Source organism: Streptomyces sp. NPDC055025 (assembly GCF_053608565.1).
In genome coordinates, this window is the sequence record NZ_JBSGVS010000041.1 from 24,500 (window position 1) to 39,619 (window position 15,120).

Annotated in this window: 14 protein-coding genes; 4 read left to right on the forward strand and 10 right to left on the reverse strand. The window is 72.8% G+C overall.

Going from position 1 to position 15,120, the window contains the following annotated elements:
• Positions 1-23: 23 nt before the first annotated feature.
• Together ACWGDX_RS24420 and ACWGDX_RS24425 are read left to right on the forward strand one after the other, a co-directional pair.
• Complete coding sequence (locus tag ACWGDX_RS24420) at positions 24-803, forward strand: alpha/beta hydrolase (protein WP_453628775.1); 780 nt, start codon at positions 24-26, stop codon at positions 801-803.
• The gene (locus tag ACWGDX_RS24425; RefSeq protein ID WP_453628777.1) at positions 796-1,389 is read left to right on the forward strand and encodes a hypothetical protein; all 594 of its coding nucleotides are present in this window, start codon (positions 796-798) and stop codon (positions 1,387-1,389) included. Before ACWGDX_RS24420 ends, ACWGDX_RS24425 begins: the two co-directional genes overlap by 8 nt.
• A gap of 220 nt (positions 1,390-1,609) precedes the next feature.
• Here ACWGDX_RS24425 and ACWGDX_RS24430 read toward each other — a convergent pair whose 3' ends face one another.
• From ACWGDX_RS24430 to ACWGDX_RS24455, 6 genes are all read right to left on the reverse strand, one after another.
• A complete protein-coding gene (locus ACWGDX_RS24430) occupies positions 1,610-2,359 on the reverse strand; it encodes an endonuclease/exonuclease/phosphatase family protein (protein WP_453628779.1) in 750 nt (249 codons plus the stop codon).
• A 116-nt stretch (positions 2,360-2,475) separates the two neighbouring features.
• Complete coding sequence (locus ACWGDX_RS24435; protein WP_453628781.1) at positions 2,476-3,417, reverse strand: ROK family glucokinase; 942 nt, start codon at positions 3,415-3,417, stop codon at positions 2,476-2,478.
• 65 nt (positions 3,418-3,482) lie between these two features.
• A complete protein-coding gene (locus tag ACWGDX_RS24440) occupies positions 3,483-3,983 on the reverse strand; it encodes a DUF5304 domain-containing protein (RefSeq protein ID WP_453628783.1) in 501 nt (166 codons plus the stop codon).
• 90 nt (positions 3,984-4,073) lie between these two features.
• Complete coding sequence (locus tag ACWGDX_RS24445; protein ID WP_453628785.1) at positions 4,074-5,294, reverse strand: ArsA family ATPase; 1,221 nt, start codon at positions 5,292-5,294, stop codon at positions 4,074-4,076.
• 5 nt (positions 5,295-5,299) lie between these two features.
• Complete coding sequence (locus tag ACWGDX_RS24450) at positions 5,300-5,749, reverse strand: SRPBCC family protein (protein WP_382850034.1); 450 nt, start codon at positions 5,747-5,749, stop codon at positions 5,300-5,302.
• A gap of 56 nt (positions 5,750-5,805) precedes the next feature.
• The gene (locus tag ACWGDX_RS24455; protein WP_453628859.1) at positions 5,806-6,573 is read right to left on the reverse strand and encodes a metallophosphoesterase family protein; all 768 of its coding nucleotides are present in this window, start codon (positions 6,571-6,573) and stop codon (positions 5,806-5,808) included.
• Positions 6,574-6,864: 291 nt separating this feature from the next.
• On the opposite strand from ACWGDX_RS24455, the gene ACWGDX_RS24460 reads away from it, so the two are divergent.
• The gene (locus tag ACWGDX_RS24460) at positions 6,865-8,661 is read left to right on the forward strand and encodes an AMP-dependent synthetase/ligase (RefSeq protein ID WP_453628788.1); all 1,797 of its coding nucleotides are present in this window, start codon (positions 6,865-6,867) and stop codon (positions 8,659-8,661) included.
• A gap of 189 nt (positions 8,662-8,850) precedes the next feature.
• Here ACWGDX_RS24460 and ACWGDX_RS24465 read toward each other — a convergent pair whose 3' ends face one another.
• Positions 8,851-10,005, reverse strand: a complete 1,155-nt coding sequence (locus ACWGDX_RS24465) for a glycosyltransferase family 4 protein (protein WP_453628790.1) — start codon at positions 10,003-10,005, stop codon at positions 8,851-8,853.
• 126 nt (positions 10,006-10,131) lie between these two features.
• Here ACWGDX_RS24465 and ACWGDX_RS24470 point away from each other — a divergent pair, with 126 nt between their 5' ends.
• Positions 10,132-11,391, forward strand: a complete 1,260-nt coding sequence (locus ACWGDX_RS24470; protein ID WP_453628861.1) for a glycosyltransferase 87 family protein — start codon at positions 10,132-10,134, stop codon at positions 11,389-11,391.
• On the opposite strand, the gene ACWGDX_RS24475 is transcribed toward ACWGDX_RS24470, so the two are convergent.
• From ACWGDX_RS24475 to ACWGDX_RS24485, 3 genes are all read right to left on the reverse strand, one after another.
• Complete coding sequence (locus ACWGDX_RS24475; protein WP_453628792.1) at positions 11,348-12,604, reverse strand: hypothetical protein; 1,257 nt, start codon at positions 12,602-12,604, stop codon at positions 11,348-11,350. The genes ACWGDX_RS24470 and ACWGDX_RS24475 overlap by 44 nt on opposite strands.
• 105 nt (positions 12,605-12,709) lie before the next feature.
• Positions 12,710-13,744, reverse strand: a complete 1,035-nt coding sequence (locus ACWGDX_RS24480) for an NlpC/P60 family protein (protein ID WP_453628794.1) — start codon at positions 13,742-13,744, stop codon at positions 12,710-12,712.
• A gap of 304 nt (positions 13,745-14,048) precedes the next feature.
• Complete coding sequence (locus ACWGDX_RS24485; RefSeq protein ID WP_453628796.1) at positions 14,049-15,071, reverse strand: NlpC/P60 family protein; 1,023 nt, start codon at positions 15,069-15,071, stop codon at positions 14,049-14,051.
• Positions 15,072-15,120: the final 49 nt, after the last annotated feature.

The window sequence follows — 15,120 nt, forward strand, 5'->3', positions numbered from 1 at the left end:
AGCCTCACGAACAGGAGACCCCGGTGCCGGTCCTTCCTGGAGCCGAGCCGTACCGCCATGAGGGCGGAGAGGTCGGCGTTCTTCTCTGTCACGGATTCACCGGTTCCCCGCAGTCGTTGCGTCCCTGGGCCGAGCATCTGGCCGGGCACGGTCTCACCGTGTCCCTGCCGTTGCTCCCCGGCCACGGCACCCGCTGGCAGGACATGCAGCTCACCGGCTGGCAGGACTGGTACGCGGAGGTGGACCGGGCGCTGGGCGAGCTGCTCCAGCGGTGCCGCCAGGTCTTCGTCCTCGGACTCTCGATGGGCGGGACGCTGGCGCTGCGGCTCGCGGCCAAGCACGGCCCGGCGGTCCAGGGGATCGTCGTGGTGAACCCGGCGATCAAGCTGCATGGAGCGGCGGCCCATGTCCTGCCGGTGGTGCGCCATCTCGTGCCGACGACCAGGGGAGTGACGAGCGATATCGCCAAGGAGGGCGTGAAGGAGGTCGGTTACGACCGGGTGCCGCTGCACGCCGCGTACTCGCTGCGGAAGTTCTTCGGTCTGGTGGACGGGGCGCTGCCCCAGGTGACCCAGCCGTTGCTGCTGCTGCGCAGCCCTCGGGACCATGTCGTACCACCGGCCGACTCGGCCAGGATCCTCGCCCGGATCTCGTCACGGGATGTCCGTGAGATCCAGTTGGAACAGAGCTACCACGTGGCGACGTTGGACCATGACGCGGAGCGGATCTTCGAGGAGAGTCTCTCGTTCATCGGCCGCCTCGCTCCGATTGCCGGGCAGAAGGGGAGCACCAGCGGTGGCTGAGCATGACGCGGACCGGGAGCCGCAGCCGATCGACGAGGACGCGGCCTGGGCGGCGATCGTCGCCGGGTACGGGGATGAGCCGGCGGATCCGCCGGGCGCCAAGCCGTTCAAGTCGGTGGAGGATCTGGCCGTGCTGGAGGGGGAGAAGAACACCCTCGGGCCGGGTGCCGGACCCGATCCGGAAGCGGCGGCGCCCGCCCCGGCTCCGGAGAAGGACAGCGACGAGGCAAGACCCACGCTCGGCGGCTCGGTCGTCTTCGCGCCCGGGGTCGGCGGTTCCGGACCGCGCGACTACGAGGTGCCGGAGGCCCGGGAGGAGGACCTCGACGACGGCGACGAGGGACATTTCGTACCCCCGGAGCCGCCGCCGCTGCCCGAGGCCGACGTCACGGCCAAGTTCGCCTGGCTGGCGGTGATCGGCGGACCGGTGCTGATGCTGGTCGCGGTCCTGCTCCAGTGGGACATGACGTGGTGGCTGACGACGCTGTGCATCGGCGGTTTCCTGGGCGGCTTCGCCACGCTGGTGGCGCGGATGAAACACGACGACGAGGAGAACGACGACCCGGGCCGGGGCGCGGTCGTCTGACGGTGCGCCTCACCTCCCGGCGGGGGGCGTGGGCGGGGTGCGCCGCGCGCCTGGCGGCGCGGGGGCCGGTGGCGGGTGCGGGTGCGGGTGCCGGGACACTCCCCGACCCCCTCCCGCCCGGACCCCGGACGCGGGCCGAAACCCGGCCCGTCCGGCGATTGAGGACGAATCGGGCGGACGGGACCGGGCTCCGCCGGGACGCGCCCGGAGCCGCGGTCCTCTAAGCCGGGAGGCGCACCGCTGCCAGTACCGGTAGGTGGTCCGTCGCCGCCTTCAGGTCGGTCTCGGTGACGCCCGGCAGTCCCCTCGGCACCCCGCAGCCGAGGATCTCGACGCCCTCGGTGGCGAAGATCGCGTCGATGCGCTGGTGGGGGCGCTCCGGGGTGGAGGTGTACTCGTCGCCCCAGGGCTTCGCCGTCCAGCAGTCCCGGAGTTCCCCGGCCAGCAGCCGGAAACTCCGGCCCTCCGGTGGGTCGTTGAGGTCACCGGCGGCGATCGCGTGCGGTACGTCCATGGCCCCGACGCGGTCGAGCAGCGTCCGCGCCTGCGCGTACCGCTCGTCGGCGTCCAGACTGAGATGGCAGCTCAGCACCCCGAGCCGGGCCCGGCCGAACCGTACGACCGCCGTGGCGAAGCCGCGCCGGTGCAGACCGGGGGTGAGCGGCAGCAGGATGTCCTCGGTCCGCTCGACCGTGGCGCGCAGCGAACAGAGCAGCAGGGGCCCGGACGCGGTGGCCCCTCCGCTCAGCACCACGAGATCGGTCCGCGCGGCCAGCCACGCGGCGCGCTTGCGCCAGCGGAAGAATCTCGGCGCTTCCTGGATGAGGACCAGATCGGGCGCACAGGCCTTGATCACCCGGACCAGCGCCTCACGGTCGTCGCGCATCGACCGGATGTTGTAACTGAGCACCCGGATCACGGCCGAACCGTCCGGTTCGGTACGGGAGTCGGGCAGCGGGGGCATCGCCATGCCCACAAGATACGGGAGAGAGTCCGACGGGTTTCGGCCGACACCGGGCCGGGGTGCGGTGCTCCGGGCAGCGCCCGCCGTACCCACGTCGGGTGCGGCGGGCGCGGGTGTCGGCGTCAGCCCTGGCGGGCCAGGTCCGCGGCGCCCACCAGGCCCGCTTCGCCGCCCAGTTGGGCCGCGAGCACCTGGGCGTGCGGACGCCACTCGCCGCCGATCAGCCAGCGCCTGAAGGACTTGCGGATCGGGTCGAGGACCAGTTCGCCCTCGTCGGAGACCCCGCCGCCGACAATGAACGCGGACGGGTCGAAGAGCGAGGCCAGATCGGCGAGACCGGCGCCGGCCCACCGGGCCAGTTCGCGGAAGGAGTCGATGGCCACCGGGTCACCGGCGCGGGCCGCGGAGCTGATGTGCCTGCCCTCGATGCCGTCCGCGCTGCCGTCGCCGAGACCGAGCAGGATCTCCGCGTTCTCCGGGGTCGCGTTGGCGCGCTGCCTGGCGTACCGGACGAGGGCGCGCCCGGACGCGTACTGCTCCCAGCACCCCTGGCTGCCGCAGCCGCAGAGCAGACCGTCCGGCACCACCCGGATGTGCCCGAACTCCGCCGCCACACCGAAGCGGCCCCGGCGCAGCTTGTTGCCGATGATGATGCCGCCGCCGAGCCCGGTGCCGAGCGTGATGCAGATGACATCGTCGTGGCCCTGTCCGGCCCCGAACCTGTACTCGCCCCACGCGGCGGCGTTGGCGTCGTTCTCCACGACGACCGGCAGGCCGATCCGCTGCTCGACCTTGTCCTTGAGCGGTTCATGGCGCCAGTTGATGTTGGGCGCGAAGAGGACGGTGGCGCGCTTGTCGTCGACGTATCCGGCGGCCCCGATACCGACCGCCTCGATCTGGTGTCCCTCGCCGGCGCCGGAGACCGCGGCGCAGATCGCGTCCACGATGCCTTCTGCGGTCGGCGGGGTGGGCACCTTGTGCGTCTCCAGGATGGTGCCCTCTTCGTCGACCACGCCCGCCGCGATCTTCGTGCCGCCGATGTCGACGCCGATGGTGAGTCCCATGTGTCCCTCAGTTTTCGGTCGAGCCCCGCTGTGGTCAACCGTACCCGAGGGCTGGCGGGCGAAGGTCAGTCCAGGTCGATATGACCGCTCGGACCAGGTCCTTCGTCCCTGGGGTCGGTGGGGTCGTCGGACTTCTTCGTGTCGCGAGGGACGTCTGGTCCGGCGGCCGACGGGTCCCCGGTGGACGGCGCCGAGGAGGAGCCGCGGGTCCAGCCGCCCTCCTGGTTCTCGACCGCGGAGCGGTACGCGGCGAGCAGTTCGTTGCCCGCGGCGGCGAGATGGCCGAAAACCCCGGGGTTGCGCTCGATGACCGGCTCGACGACCGCTTTGGCCTGGTTGATGAACTGCTCCACGGCGCCCTGCGCGGCCATACCGAACAGCGGTCCCGGCAGGGAGGAGACCTTGTCCGCGACGGCGTCGACGAGCTTGCGCAGCTCGTCGGCGGCGGAGACGGGCGGCGGACCGTAGGTCGCGCGGCGGCGGGCCTTCTCCGCCTCCAGATCCTCGGCACATGCCGCCGCCCAGGCGTCCGAGTCGGTGGCGGGGCGCTCGGTGGCTTCGCTCATGGAGACTCCTGCGTCAGGGGCAGAGGCCCTCCGCCGTGGGCAGCGGAAGGGGTTCTTACCTTCGACGGTACCCGAACGGCCCCGGGTCCCTCAGTGCCCGCGCGGCCACAGCGCGGGGTCGGGGGTGAATCTCACCCGCAGCACCCCGTCGGTGAGGGCCGCGCCGGTCACCGTGCAGCGGCGCAGCGCGGACGGCAGGGGCACGGTACGGCGGAAGGGGCCGACGGTGAGCAGGAGTTCGTCGTCCCTGCGGACCAGGGACAGCTCGCTCTTGACCGCTCCCGGCAGCGGCAGGCACCAGACGAGCAGGTTGTCCTCGGCGAGCCGGTCCTCGACCGGCCAGGGGTCGGCCGCCGCCGGGCCCGGCCCGTCCAGCCCGTCCGCGAGCCCGGTGGCCAGGCCCGCTCCCCCGTCCTCACCGGAGCCCTCGCCCAGCAGCGTCAGATCGTCCGGGCCGTACGGGTCGCGGCCGAGATGCCCCACCGGGTACAGGGGCGCCTCGGGCGCCCACTCCTCGTACCACTCGTCCAGGCACTTGCGCTGCTGCGCGACGAGCGTCGCGAGCCAGGGCCCCGCCGCGTCGCCGGGCAGGATCCGGTTCGGTACGAGGGTGTCGACGCGCAGCCCGTACAGGGCCAGTGCGGTACGGGCGGTGCGCAGGGCCGCCGCCGCCGTGGGCCCCGGCTCCGCGACCAGCCGTACGGTCGTCATGGGGTCCTGGACGACGGACTGGACGACGGCCAGCTCCGCGTCCCGCCGGTCGGCCATCTCGTACAGCCACTGCGCGGGCATCGGCACCCCGGCGAGCTGGGCCATCATCGGGCGCAGCGCGCGGGCGGCCTGCCGCTCGCGGGGCAGCAGCCGGCGCAGATAGCGGCGGAGCTGCTCGGGCAGGGCCAGTACGGCCAGTGCCTGCCGCAGCGGCGGCAGATCGACGACCAGGACGTCCCAGTCGCCCTCGGCGGCCCGGCGCACGGCGTGGAGCAGGGCGAACTGCTCGCTGCCGGGCAGCTCGGTGAGTTCCTCGCCGGCCAGTCTGCGGGCGCCGAGCAGATCGAGCGCGGTGGCGGCCCGCTCCTGAAGGGTGAGCAGTTCCGCGCGGAAGTGTTCGCCGGAGTCGACGCGCGCGGCCCACAGGCCGTCGCCCGCCCCGGTGGGCCCGGCGCCCACCGGTATGCCGAGCAGATCGTCGAGCGGGTCGGCGGAGAGCAGCAGGACGCGTCCGCCCCGCCGGGCGGCGGCCCGCGCGGTGGCCGCGGCGATGGTGGTACGGCCCGCCCCGCCGGGGCCGGTGACCAGGACCGTACGCATCGGGGTCAGGCTCCGGGGGCGGATTCGACGCGCTTCTTCAGGCCCGCGAGCGCGCGGTCGATGATGACCTTCTCCGCCTTGCGCTTGATCATGCCGAGCATCGGGATCTTGACGTCGACGGTCAGCCGGTAGGTGACCTCGGTGCGGTCGCCGCCGCCGAGGGGCGTCAGCAGATACGAGCCGTCGAGGGCGCGCAGCATCTGGGACTTCACCAGGGTCCAGCTCACCTCGTCGCCGCCGGTCCAGGTGTAGGCGAGGGTGTGGTCGTCCTTGATCGCCCCGGCGTCCAGCACCAGCCTGACCTGCTGGGCGCGCCCGCGGTCGTCGGTGGCCAGCACCTCGGCCTCCTTCACCTCGCCGGTCCACTCCGGGTAGCGGGCGAAGTCGGCGATCACGCCCATGACATCGGCCGGTGCCGCCTCGATCGTGATGCTCGAACTGGTGTGTTCCGCCATCGCCGTGCTCCTCCGGTACTGGGTACGCGGTGTGCAGGCTATCGCGAGTGCGCCGTTCACCATTCCAGGGCCCAGGGGCGCCCTGTCGCGGCGAAGTGACCGACATTCACACACTCCGTGGAGCCGATCCGCATCCGCCGGGCGAGCGGCTGGTGGACATGGCCGAACAGGGCGTAGCGGGGCTTCGTACGGCGGATGGCCTCCAGCAGCGCACGGCTGCCCCGCTCGAACCGGCGCGGGACGGTGTCATAGGTCAACTCCGGCACATCGGGCGGGATGTGCGAGCACAGGACGTCCACCTCGCCGAGCGCCTCGACCTTGGCGGCGTACTCCTCGTCGGAGATCTCGTACGGGGTGCGCATGGGGGTGCGCAGTCCGCCGCCGACGAAGCCGAAGACCCGGCCGCCCAGTTCCACCCGCTCCCCGTCGAGAACGGTGGTCCCGGGGCGCGCGTACTCCGGCCAGAGCGCCGGGATGTCGACATTGCCGTAGGTGGCGTATGTCGGGGCGGGAAGCGCGGCGAACATCTCGGCGTACTGACGGCGCACCGCGCCCTCGATGGCCGCGGCGGGGTCGATGTCCAGCCGGGACCAGAGCTCCCGGCCCAGGTCACGGGCCTCGTCGAAGCGGCGGGCGGTGCGCAGCTCCACGATCCGGTCGGCGTTCCCGACCCCGAAGAGGTCGGGAAAGATACCGCGCGAGTGGTCCGCGTAGTCAAGGAAGAGCACAAGGTCACCGAGGCAGATCAGGGCGTCGGCGCCGTCGCCGGCCGTCAGAAGGCCCTGGGTGTTCCCATGCACATCACTGATCACATTGACTCGCATACCTGCCATGCGGATCACCCTAGAACGGGGTTCTCCCACCCGATAGAGGGGGCCGGACCTGCGGTTCCTTCCGTCGTGTCAGAGGTGTGGACTACTGTGCGCGCAGTACCGTCCATCACGTGTGACGCAGGGAACATCTGGCCGGACCCCCCTATGCGTACGCCAGTACCGATGGGTAACGTCCGGGCAGTCCACTCGTGCTCGCCCCGCCGAGCACCTGCCCCGGTCCTGGACCGCGACCGGCGAGTCGCACGGAGCCGTGGCGCCGGCGCCCGATGAGGAGCAGCAGTCTTGCGCGAGTTCAGCCTTCCGGCCCTGTACGAGGTCCCCGCGGACGGCAATCTGACGGATCTCGTCCGCCGCAACGCCGCACAGCATCCCGATGTCGCGGTCCTGGGCCGCAAGGTGGGGGGCGTGTGGACCGATGTGACCGCCACCCAGTTCCTGGCCGAGGTACGGGCCGCCGCCAAGGGCCTGATCGCGGCGGGCATCCGGCCCGGCGACCGCGTCGCGCTGATGTCCCGTACCCGCTTCGAGTGGGTCCAGCTCGACTTCGCGATCTGGACCGCGGGCGCGGTGACCGTACCGGTGTACGAGACCAGTTCCGCCGAGCAGGTCCAGTGGATCCTCGGCGACTCCGGCGCGGTCGCGGTGATCGTCGAGAACGACGCGCACTACACAGCCGTCGAGTCGGTCCAGCACACACTGCCCGAGCTGCGGGCGGTCTGGCAGATCGACCGGGGCGGCGTCGAGGAGCTGACGGCGGCGGGCGCGGAGATCCCGGAGGCGGTGGTCGACGAGCGCGCGTCGTCCGCGAAGGCCGACGACCCGGCGACCATCGTCTACACCTCGGGCACCACCGGCCGCCCCAAGGGCTGTGTGCTCACCCACCGCAGCTTCTTCGCGGAGTGCGGGAACGCGGTGGAGCGGCTCAAGCCCCTCTTCCGCACGGGCGAATGCTCCGTACTGCTCTTCCTCCCGGCCGCGCATGTCTTCGGGCGGCTCGTCGAGGTGGCGGCCGTGATGGCGCCGATCAAACTCGGCTGCGTACCGGACATCAAGAATCTGACGGAGGAGCTGGCCGCCTTCCGGCCGACCTTGATCCTGGGGGTGCCCCGGGTCTTCGAGAAGGTCTACAACTCGGCACGCGCCACCGCGCAGGCGGCGGGGAAGGGCCGGGTCTTCGACCGGGCCGCCCACACCGCGATCGCCTACAGCCGGTCCCTGTCCACCCCGCGCGGCCCGTCCCTCGGTCTGCGTATCCGTCACAAGCTCTTCGACCGGCTCGTCTACCGGAAGCTACGCGCGGTGCTCGGCGGAAACGGCGAGTACGCCATCTCCGGCGGCGCCCCTCTCGGCGAGCGCCTCGGCCACTTCTACCGCGGCATCGGCTTCACCGTCCTGGAGGGGTACGGACTCACCGAGTCCTGCGCCGCCACCTCCTTCAACCCCTGGGACCGCCAGAAGATCGGCACCGTCGGACAGCCTCTCCCCGGGTCCGTCATCCGCATCGCCGACGACGGCGAAATCCTCCTCCACGGCGAACACCTCTTCACCGGGTACTGGAACAACCCGGAGGCGACAGCGGAGGCGCTGGCCGACGGCTGGTTCCACACCGGCGACATCGGCACCCTCGACGAGGACGGCTATCTGACCATCACGGGCCGCAAGAAGGAGATCCTCGTCACCGCCGGCGGCAAGAACGTCGCCCCGGCCGTCATCGAGGACCGGATCCGCGCCCACGCGCTCATCTCCGAATGCATGGTCGTCGGCGACGGCCGTCCCTTTGTCGGCGCGTTGATCACCCTGGACGAGGAGTTCCTGACCCGCTGGGCCGCCGAACACGGCAAACCGGCGAACTCGACGGCGGCGACACTCCGGCTGGACCCGGAACTGCTGGCCGAGGTGCAGCGAGCCGTGGACGAGGGGAACACCGCGGTCTCCAAGGCCGAATCGGTCCGCAAGTTCCGCATCCTCACCACCCAGTTCACCGAGCAGGGCGGCCACATCACCCCCTCGCTCAAGCTCAAGCGGAATGTGGTCGCGAAGGACTTCGCGGACGACATCGAGGCGCTGTACCAGACCTGAGCGGACGAGCGCGGGCCCACCGACGGGCGGGGCCGGGGCGTAGGAGGCGCGCGTCCGGACCCGCGCACGACGGCTCGCGCGGACCCGCCGTCCCGGGCCGAACCGGACCCGGGACGATGCCCCCGGCCGGGGGCCCAGGGTCTTTCGTCTGGATCCGGCTGGAGCCCAGCAAGATCCAAACGAGAGGCCCTAGAGCAGCGCCCGCAGCTCGGACGCCAAGTCGTCCCAGCGCCAGCGTTCCTCCACCCACTCCCGTCCCCGCTCCCCCATCCGTCTCCGCAGCTCCGGATCGAGCAGCAGGGCGACGATCCGCTCCGCCGACTCCTCCGCCGCGACCTGCGGCGGCCCGCCCCTGACCACCCAGCCCGTCTCCCCGTCCAGCACCGCGTCCGGCGCGCCGCCGGAGTCGCCCGCGACCACCGGGAGCCCGGTGGCGGAGGCCTCCAGATAGACGATGCCGAGGCCCTCGACGTCCAGACCGCCGCGCCGCGTACGGCAGGGCATCGCGAAGACGTCGCCCGCGCCGAAGTGGGCGGGCAGTTCCGCCCAGGGGACCGCGCCGGTGAAGCGTACGGAACCGGTGACCCCGGTCTCGGCCGCCAGCTTGCGCAGCTCGCCCTCGTACGGTCCGCCGCCCACGATCAGCAGCACCGCGTCCGGCACCCGCGCCAGAATCGCGGGCAGCGCGAGGATCAGCGTGTCCTGGCCCTTGCGCGGCACCAGCCGTGAGACACAGACGACGACGGGCCGGTCCACCAGCCCGAGCCGCTCCCGGACGGCCGGGCCGCCCGAGCCCGGGTGGAAGGCCTTCTCGTCGACGCCCGGCGGCAGCCGCACCATGCGCGCGGCGGCCTCGGGGGTGAGCGCGCCGGCGATACGCGAGCGGGTGTACTCACCGAGATAGGTGATCGTGTCCGTGGACTCGCCGATCCGCCGCAGCAGCCCCCGTGCGGCGGGAAGCTGCGCCCAGCCGGCCTCATGGCCGTGTGTGGTGGCCACCAGCCGGCGCGCACCGGCCTTGCGCAGCGCCGGGGCCATCAGTCCGAGCGGCGCCGCCGCGCCGAACCAGACCGACTCGCAGCCGTGTTCACGCAGCAGCCCGACGGCCCTGCGGGTCACGCGCGGGGTCGGCAGCAGCATCGTCGTACGGTCCCGTACGACGGTGAACGGCTGCTCGGCGTCGAAGGCGGCCGTGGCCTCCGCGCCCTCCTTGCCGCGCTTCCAGGTCGAGGCGTAGACCACGAGGCGTTCGGGGTCCAGGCGCAGCGCCATGTTGTGCAGGAACGCCTGGATGCCCCCGGGCCGGGGCGGGAAGTCGTTGGTCACGATCAATGTCTTGCGCATCGCCGCCGACAGTACCCAACGGCCCTGCCTGATGGCTCGGGCGCGGTCCCGCCCGGCATCATGACTCCCGCGACCGGGAACGGAACAGACGAAGCGCGCGAAGCACAGGAAGCGGACGAGGTGGGCATGGCGGGCACGCACGGCACACGGCTCCCGGTCGCGGTGTGGACCCTCACCAGGGCCGTTCTGCTGCTCTGTGTCTTCAAGGTCGTCTCCGTGCCGGGGCCCGACGTCACCGGCGATGTCTCGGTGATCTACCAGGGCTGGTACGAGGTGCTGAGGACCGGCACCTATCCGCTGGACGATGTGACCTGGCAGTATCCGCCCGCCGCGGCCCTCCCGATCCTGGCGCCCGCGGTCCTGCCGTTCCTGGGCTACGCCGCCGCCTTCTTCGTGCTGGCCTTCCTCTGTGACGCGGTGGCCTTCGCGCTGCTGCTGCGGGCGGCCCGGGGCACGGGCCGGTCGTACCGGGGCGCGTGGGTGTGGATCGCGGGGGTGCCGCTGCTGGGACCGACCTCGTACGCGCGGTACGACCTGATGGTGACGGCGGTGGCCGTCACCGCGCTGCTCACGGGGGTGCGCGGACCCCGGCTGATGGGGGCGCTCGCCGGATTCGGCGCGCTGCTGAAGATCTGGCCGTTGCTGCTGCTGGTGGGCACCCCGCGCGGCCGGGACACCCGCGGGACCTGGACCGCCGCGGCCGTCACGGCCGTCGCGCTGACGGTGGTCTGCTGTGCCGCGATGCCCGGCGCGCTGGCCTTTCTCACCTTCCAGCGCGACCGGGGCACCGAGATCGAGTCGCTGGGCGCCCTGGTCTTCCAGGTGGCGCGGCACTTCGGCTGGAGCGGCGGGGCGCTGCTCAACTACGGCTCCGTGGAGTTCGTCGGACCGTATGTCCCGCTGGTCAGCACGGCCGCGCTGGGGCTGACCGCCCTGGCCGCCGGCTGGCTGTTCGTCTGGCGGCTCAAGGCGCGCGAGTTCGGCGCGAGCACCCCCTGCGACGCCGCCTTCGCCGCGGTGCTGCTGTTCACCACCACGAGCCGGGTGATCAGCCCGCAGTACATGCTCTGGCTGGTGGGTCTGGCCGCCGCCTGTCTGACGCTGCGCGGCAGCCGGATGGCGCTGCCCGGGTGGCTGGTGCTGGCCGCGACGGGGGTCACCCTGCTGGAGTTCCCGGTGCTGTTCTCGCATGTGGTGGGGGGCGATCCGCTGGGGGTGGCGCTGCTCTTCGTACGCAACGGCCTGCTGGTCGCCGCGACCCTCCTCGCGTGCCACCGGCTCTGGCGGGCGACGGTCCCGCGCTCACGCGGGCGGGCGGCGGAGCGCGCGGAGCCGGCCGGGGTCAGCCCAGCCGCTGCCGGGCGTACGCGCGCCAGCGGGCGGTGAAGTCCTCCGGCGTGGTGGCCAGGACATCGTGCAGGGCCTTCTCCACCGCGCCCTCGCGCCCGGCGTGCGCGCCCACCGCGCGGTAGAAGTCGGTCAGCCGCCGCTCGCCCCAGCGCTCGGCGATCAGCTCGCAGGCCAGCCAGCCGCTCTCGTACGCCCTGGCCAGCCGGTCGGCGCCGGCGCCGAAGGCGAAGTCCTCGTCGGCCGGGAGCGCGGCGGGGGCGGCGCCGCCGCGCACGGCGCGCTGGAGTTCGGGGGCGATCTGTCCGGCCGTACGGTCCGTGCCCCGGTACGCGACCCGGTCGGCGAAGCCCTCCGAGAGCCAGGTGGGGGTGGCGGCCGAGGTGGCGGTACGGGTCGCGACATGGGTGATCTCGTGGGCGAGGACGATCTCCCGGCCGAAGCCGGAGAGGGAGCCGTACGCCTCGGGGTTCACCACGACCCGGTCGGCCGGCGCGGTGCCGGCGGCACTCTCCCCGGCGGTGATTCCGGTGGTGACCGCCGCGATGCCCCGGTAACCGGCCGCGGAGGCCCCCAGGAGCCTCGCCATGGCCTCCAGCGAGCCGGGGACGAGCAGAACGGCCCGGCCGGCCCACGGGCGCGGCCAGGCGTCGTCGACGGCCGGGACGGCCCGGTCGGCGGTGGCAGCGATCGCGCGCAGCCGCGCGTCGTCCTGCCCGGCGCCGAGGACCAGGCTGCGGGCGCCCCGTACGGCCCGTACCGGGCCCTGCTCCCAGAGCTGCTGGGCGGCGCCTTCGCCGGGCCGGTCGGCGGTCACATACCAGCGCCCCGCGCGCTCCGTCAGCTCCAGCGTGCGCGGCGCGGACACCGGAGCGCGGTCGTAGCCCGCGAGCCCGTAGCGCAGTTCGGCGCGGACGGTGGCCCGGTCACCGGAGCGCTCGACATCGGTGAGCCGGTACGTCCAGGAGTCGAGCGGCACCTCGGCGAGGTTCCGGAACTCACGGCGGCCGGTGGCGCGCAGCGCCGTCGCCGTGGGGTCGAGGACGGCGAGATACGCGCGCTCGTCGCGGTCGAGGACGGCGGCGGCTCTGCGGTCCAGGGTCTGCCCGATCGCCGCGGCGGCGCTGTCGGGGGCCTTCGCCGGGGCCGTACAGCCCCAGACCGGCACCAGCAGGAGCACGGTCAGCCACAGCACGGCCGCGCGCCCGCGCGTACCGTGCCGTCCCGCCGCGGTACGCGCCCGACCTGCCACCCCGCCGATCGTACGGCGTGCCCGGGAGCGGGACCGGGCGCGTGTGCCGGGGAGCGGGACCGGACGCGTGTGCCCGACGCGCGGCCGAGGAGCGCGACCGGTGGATCAGACGCGGGTGACCGAGGAGACGGGCATCATGCCCACCGGGTCGTAGCGCACCGAGGCGCCCGGATACGGGGCATGGATCACCTGGCCGTTGCCCGCGTACATCGCGATATGGCTCGCGTCGTCGCGGTACGCCACGAGATCCCCCGGCCGTGCCTCCGAGAGCGGGACCCGACTGCCCGCGTACCGCTGCGCCTGGGAGGTACGCGGCAGTCCGACGCCCGCCTGCGCGTACGCCCACTGCGTGAGTCCCGAACAGTCGAAGCCCGAGGGCCCGTTGGCGCCCCACACATAGGGCCGGCCCACCGCGCGCTGGGCGGCGAGCATCGCGGCGGAGGCCCGCGCGGAGGCCGGTCCGCCGCCGGAGAGCGTGGCCGGTCCGCCGCGGCCGGAGCGGGAGGCCCGGTCGTAGGACTCCCGGTCGGCGGCGGGCAGGGAGTTCAGCAGCCGCCGCGCCTGCGCGAGCTTCCCCTCGACGGTGCGCTTGTGCCGGGCGACGACGGCCCTGCTGCGCTCCAGCTCGGTGAGATCGCGGGCGGCTTCCATACGTACCTGTCCCAGTCTCCGCTGGGCCTGCTTGAGTTCTCTCAGCGCACCGGACTGGCGTTCGCCGACCCGGTCCAGTACGGAGGCCCTGTCGAGATAGCTGTCGGGGTCGGAGGAGAGCAGCAGGGCGAGGGCGGGATCGATCCCGCCGGAGCGGTACTGGGCGCCGGCGACCGAACCGAGCGCTCCGCGCATCCGGTTGACGCTCCCCTGGCCGCGCGCCGCGCTGTCCTGCGCCCGGTCCACCAGCGCGCGCAGCCGGTCCACCCGCTCGGTCGCCTTGTTGTACTGCTCGGTCGCCTTCTCGGCCTGTTCGTAGAGCCGGTCGACCGTGGCCCGGGTCTCCTCGGGCGACTGCCGCGGGTCGGCGCCCGCCGGGACCGCTCCGAGGGCCGCGGCCGCCGTGGCCGCCGCGGCGGACAGGGCCACGGCCGCGCCCCCGCGGGAAACCAGGGGGCCGGAGTGTGAGGGACGGCGATGGGACACCACAGGAGGCCGCACTTCCTTCCGCTGAACGCACTGACGCGGCCCCCGGCCGCCCGACGGGCGGACCACTGGCCTGAGCCGCGGGAGCAGACAGTAGCCGGGCGATCACGGAGCGGCCAACGACCGCCCCGCGCACACAAAGTGACGCCCCGCCGTAGACCACAGGTCATCGGCGGGGCGCGGCGTCAGCGGGAGGTGCGGGAATTCGCCCGAATGGGCGGGCATGGAGTCCGGGATCCGGCGGGAAGGGGGTGCGGCGGGAAGAGAGTGCGGCGGAGCCCCGGACGGGGAATCCCGGCATGAAACCTCAGATACGTACGCCGAACTGGAACGGCATGTTGTTGATCGACTCGTAGCGCACGCTGGCACCCGGCTTGGGGGCGTGCAGCACCTGGCCGTTGCCCGCGTAGAAACCGACGTGGTGCAGGTCGCCGTAGAAGATGACCAGGTCGCCCTGCTGGAGCTGGCTCATGCCCAGCCGCGTACCGGCGTTGGCCTGAGCCTCGGACGTACGGGGTATGGAGACACCGGCCTGGGCGTACGCCCACGAGGTGAGCCCGGAGCAGTCGAAGGAGCTGGGGCCGGAGGCGCCGTAGACGTACGGCGTGCCGATCTTGCCCTGGGCGGCGGCGAAGGCGGCCGACGCGCGCTGCGAGGCGGGCACCGCGTTGCCGAGGTCCGCGCGGGAACTGGCGCGGTTGGCGCGGGACTCGTCCTCGGCGATCGAAGCGCGCTCCTGGGCGGTGAGCGTGTTGAGCAGCTTCTGCGTCTCGGCGAGCTTCTCGCGGACCTGGTCCTTCTTCGCGCGCAGTTCCTTGCGGGTCTCGTCGAGGTCCTGGACCTTGGTCTGGGCCTCCTGGCGCTGCTGCGCCAGAAGGCGCTGCTTCTCCTGGATCTGCCGCAGCGACTCGGCCTGCTGGGCGCTGACCTGGTCGAGCGTGGACGCCTTCTCCAGATAGCTGTCCGGGTCCGAGGAGAGGAAGAGCTGCACGGCGGGGTCGATACCGCCGGTGCGGTACTGGGCGCTGGCCATCGAACCGAGGCTGTCGCGGAGGTCGTTCAGCTCGTCCTGACCGCGGGCGACCTTGTCCTGGAGGGCGTCGACCTCCTTCTCCAGCTTGGTCTGCTGCTCCTCCACGCCCTTGTACTTCTCGGTGGCCTTCTCGGCGTCCTCGTAAAGCTTGTCGACCTTCTCCTTGACGTCGCTCTTGCTCGGCTGCGGAGCGGCCTGAGCGGCCTGGGAGGTCAGGGCGACAGCGGCGGCAGCGGTCGCGGTGAGCACGGTCACACGGGCGCGGCTCGGCTGCTTGGGACGACGGTGGGACGCCACGGAGGCGAGCTCCTTCTTCCTCAGCCGCCTACCGGGCCATGGGGGACAC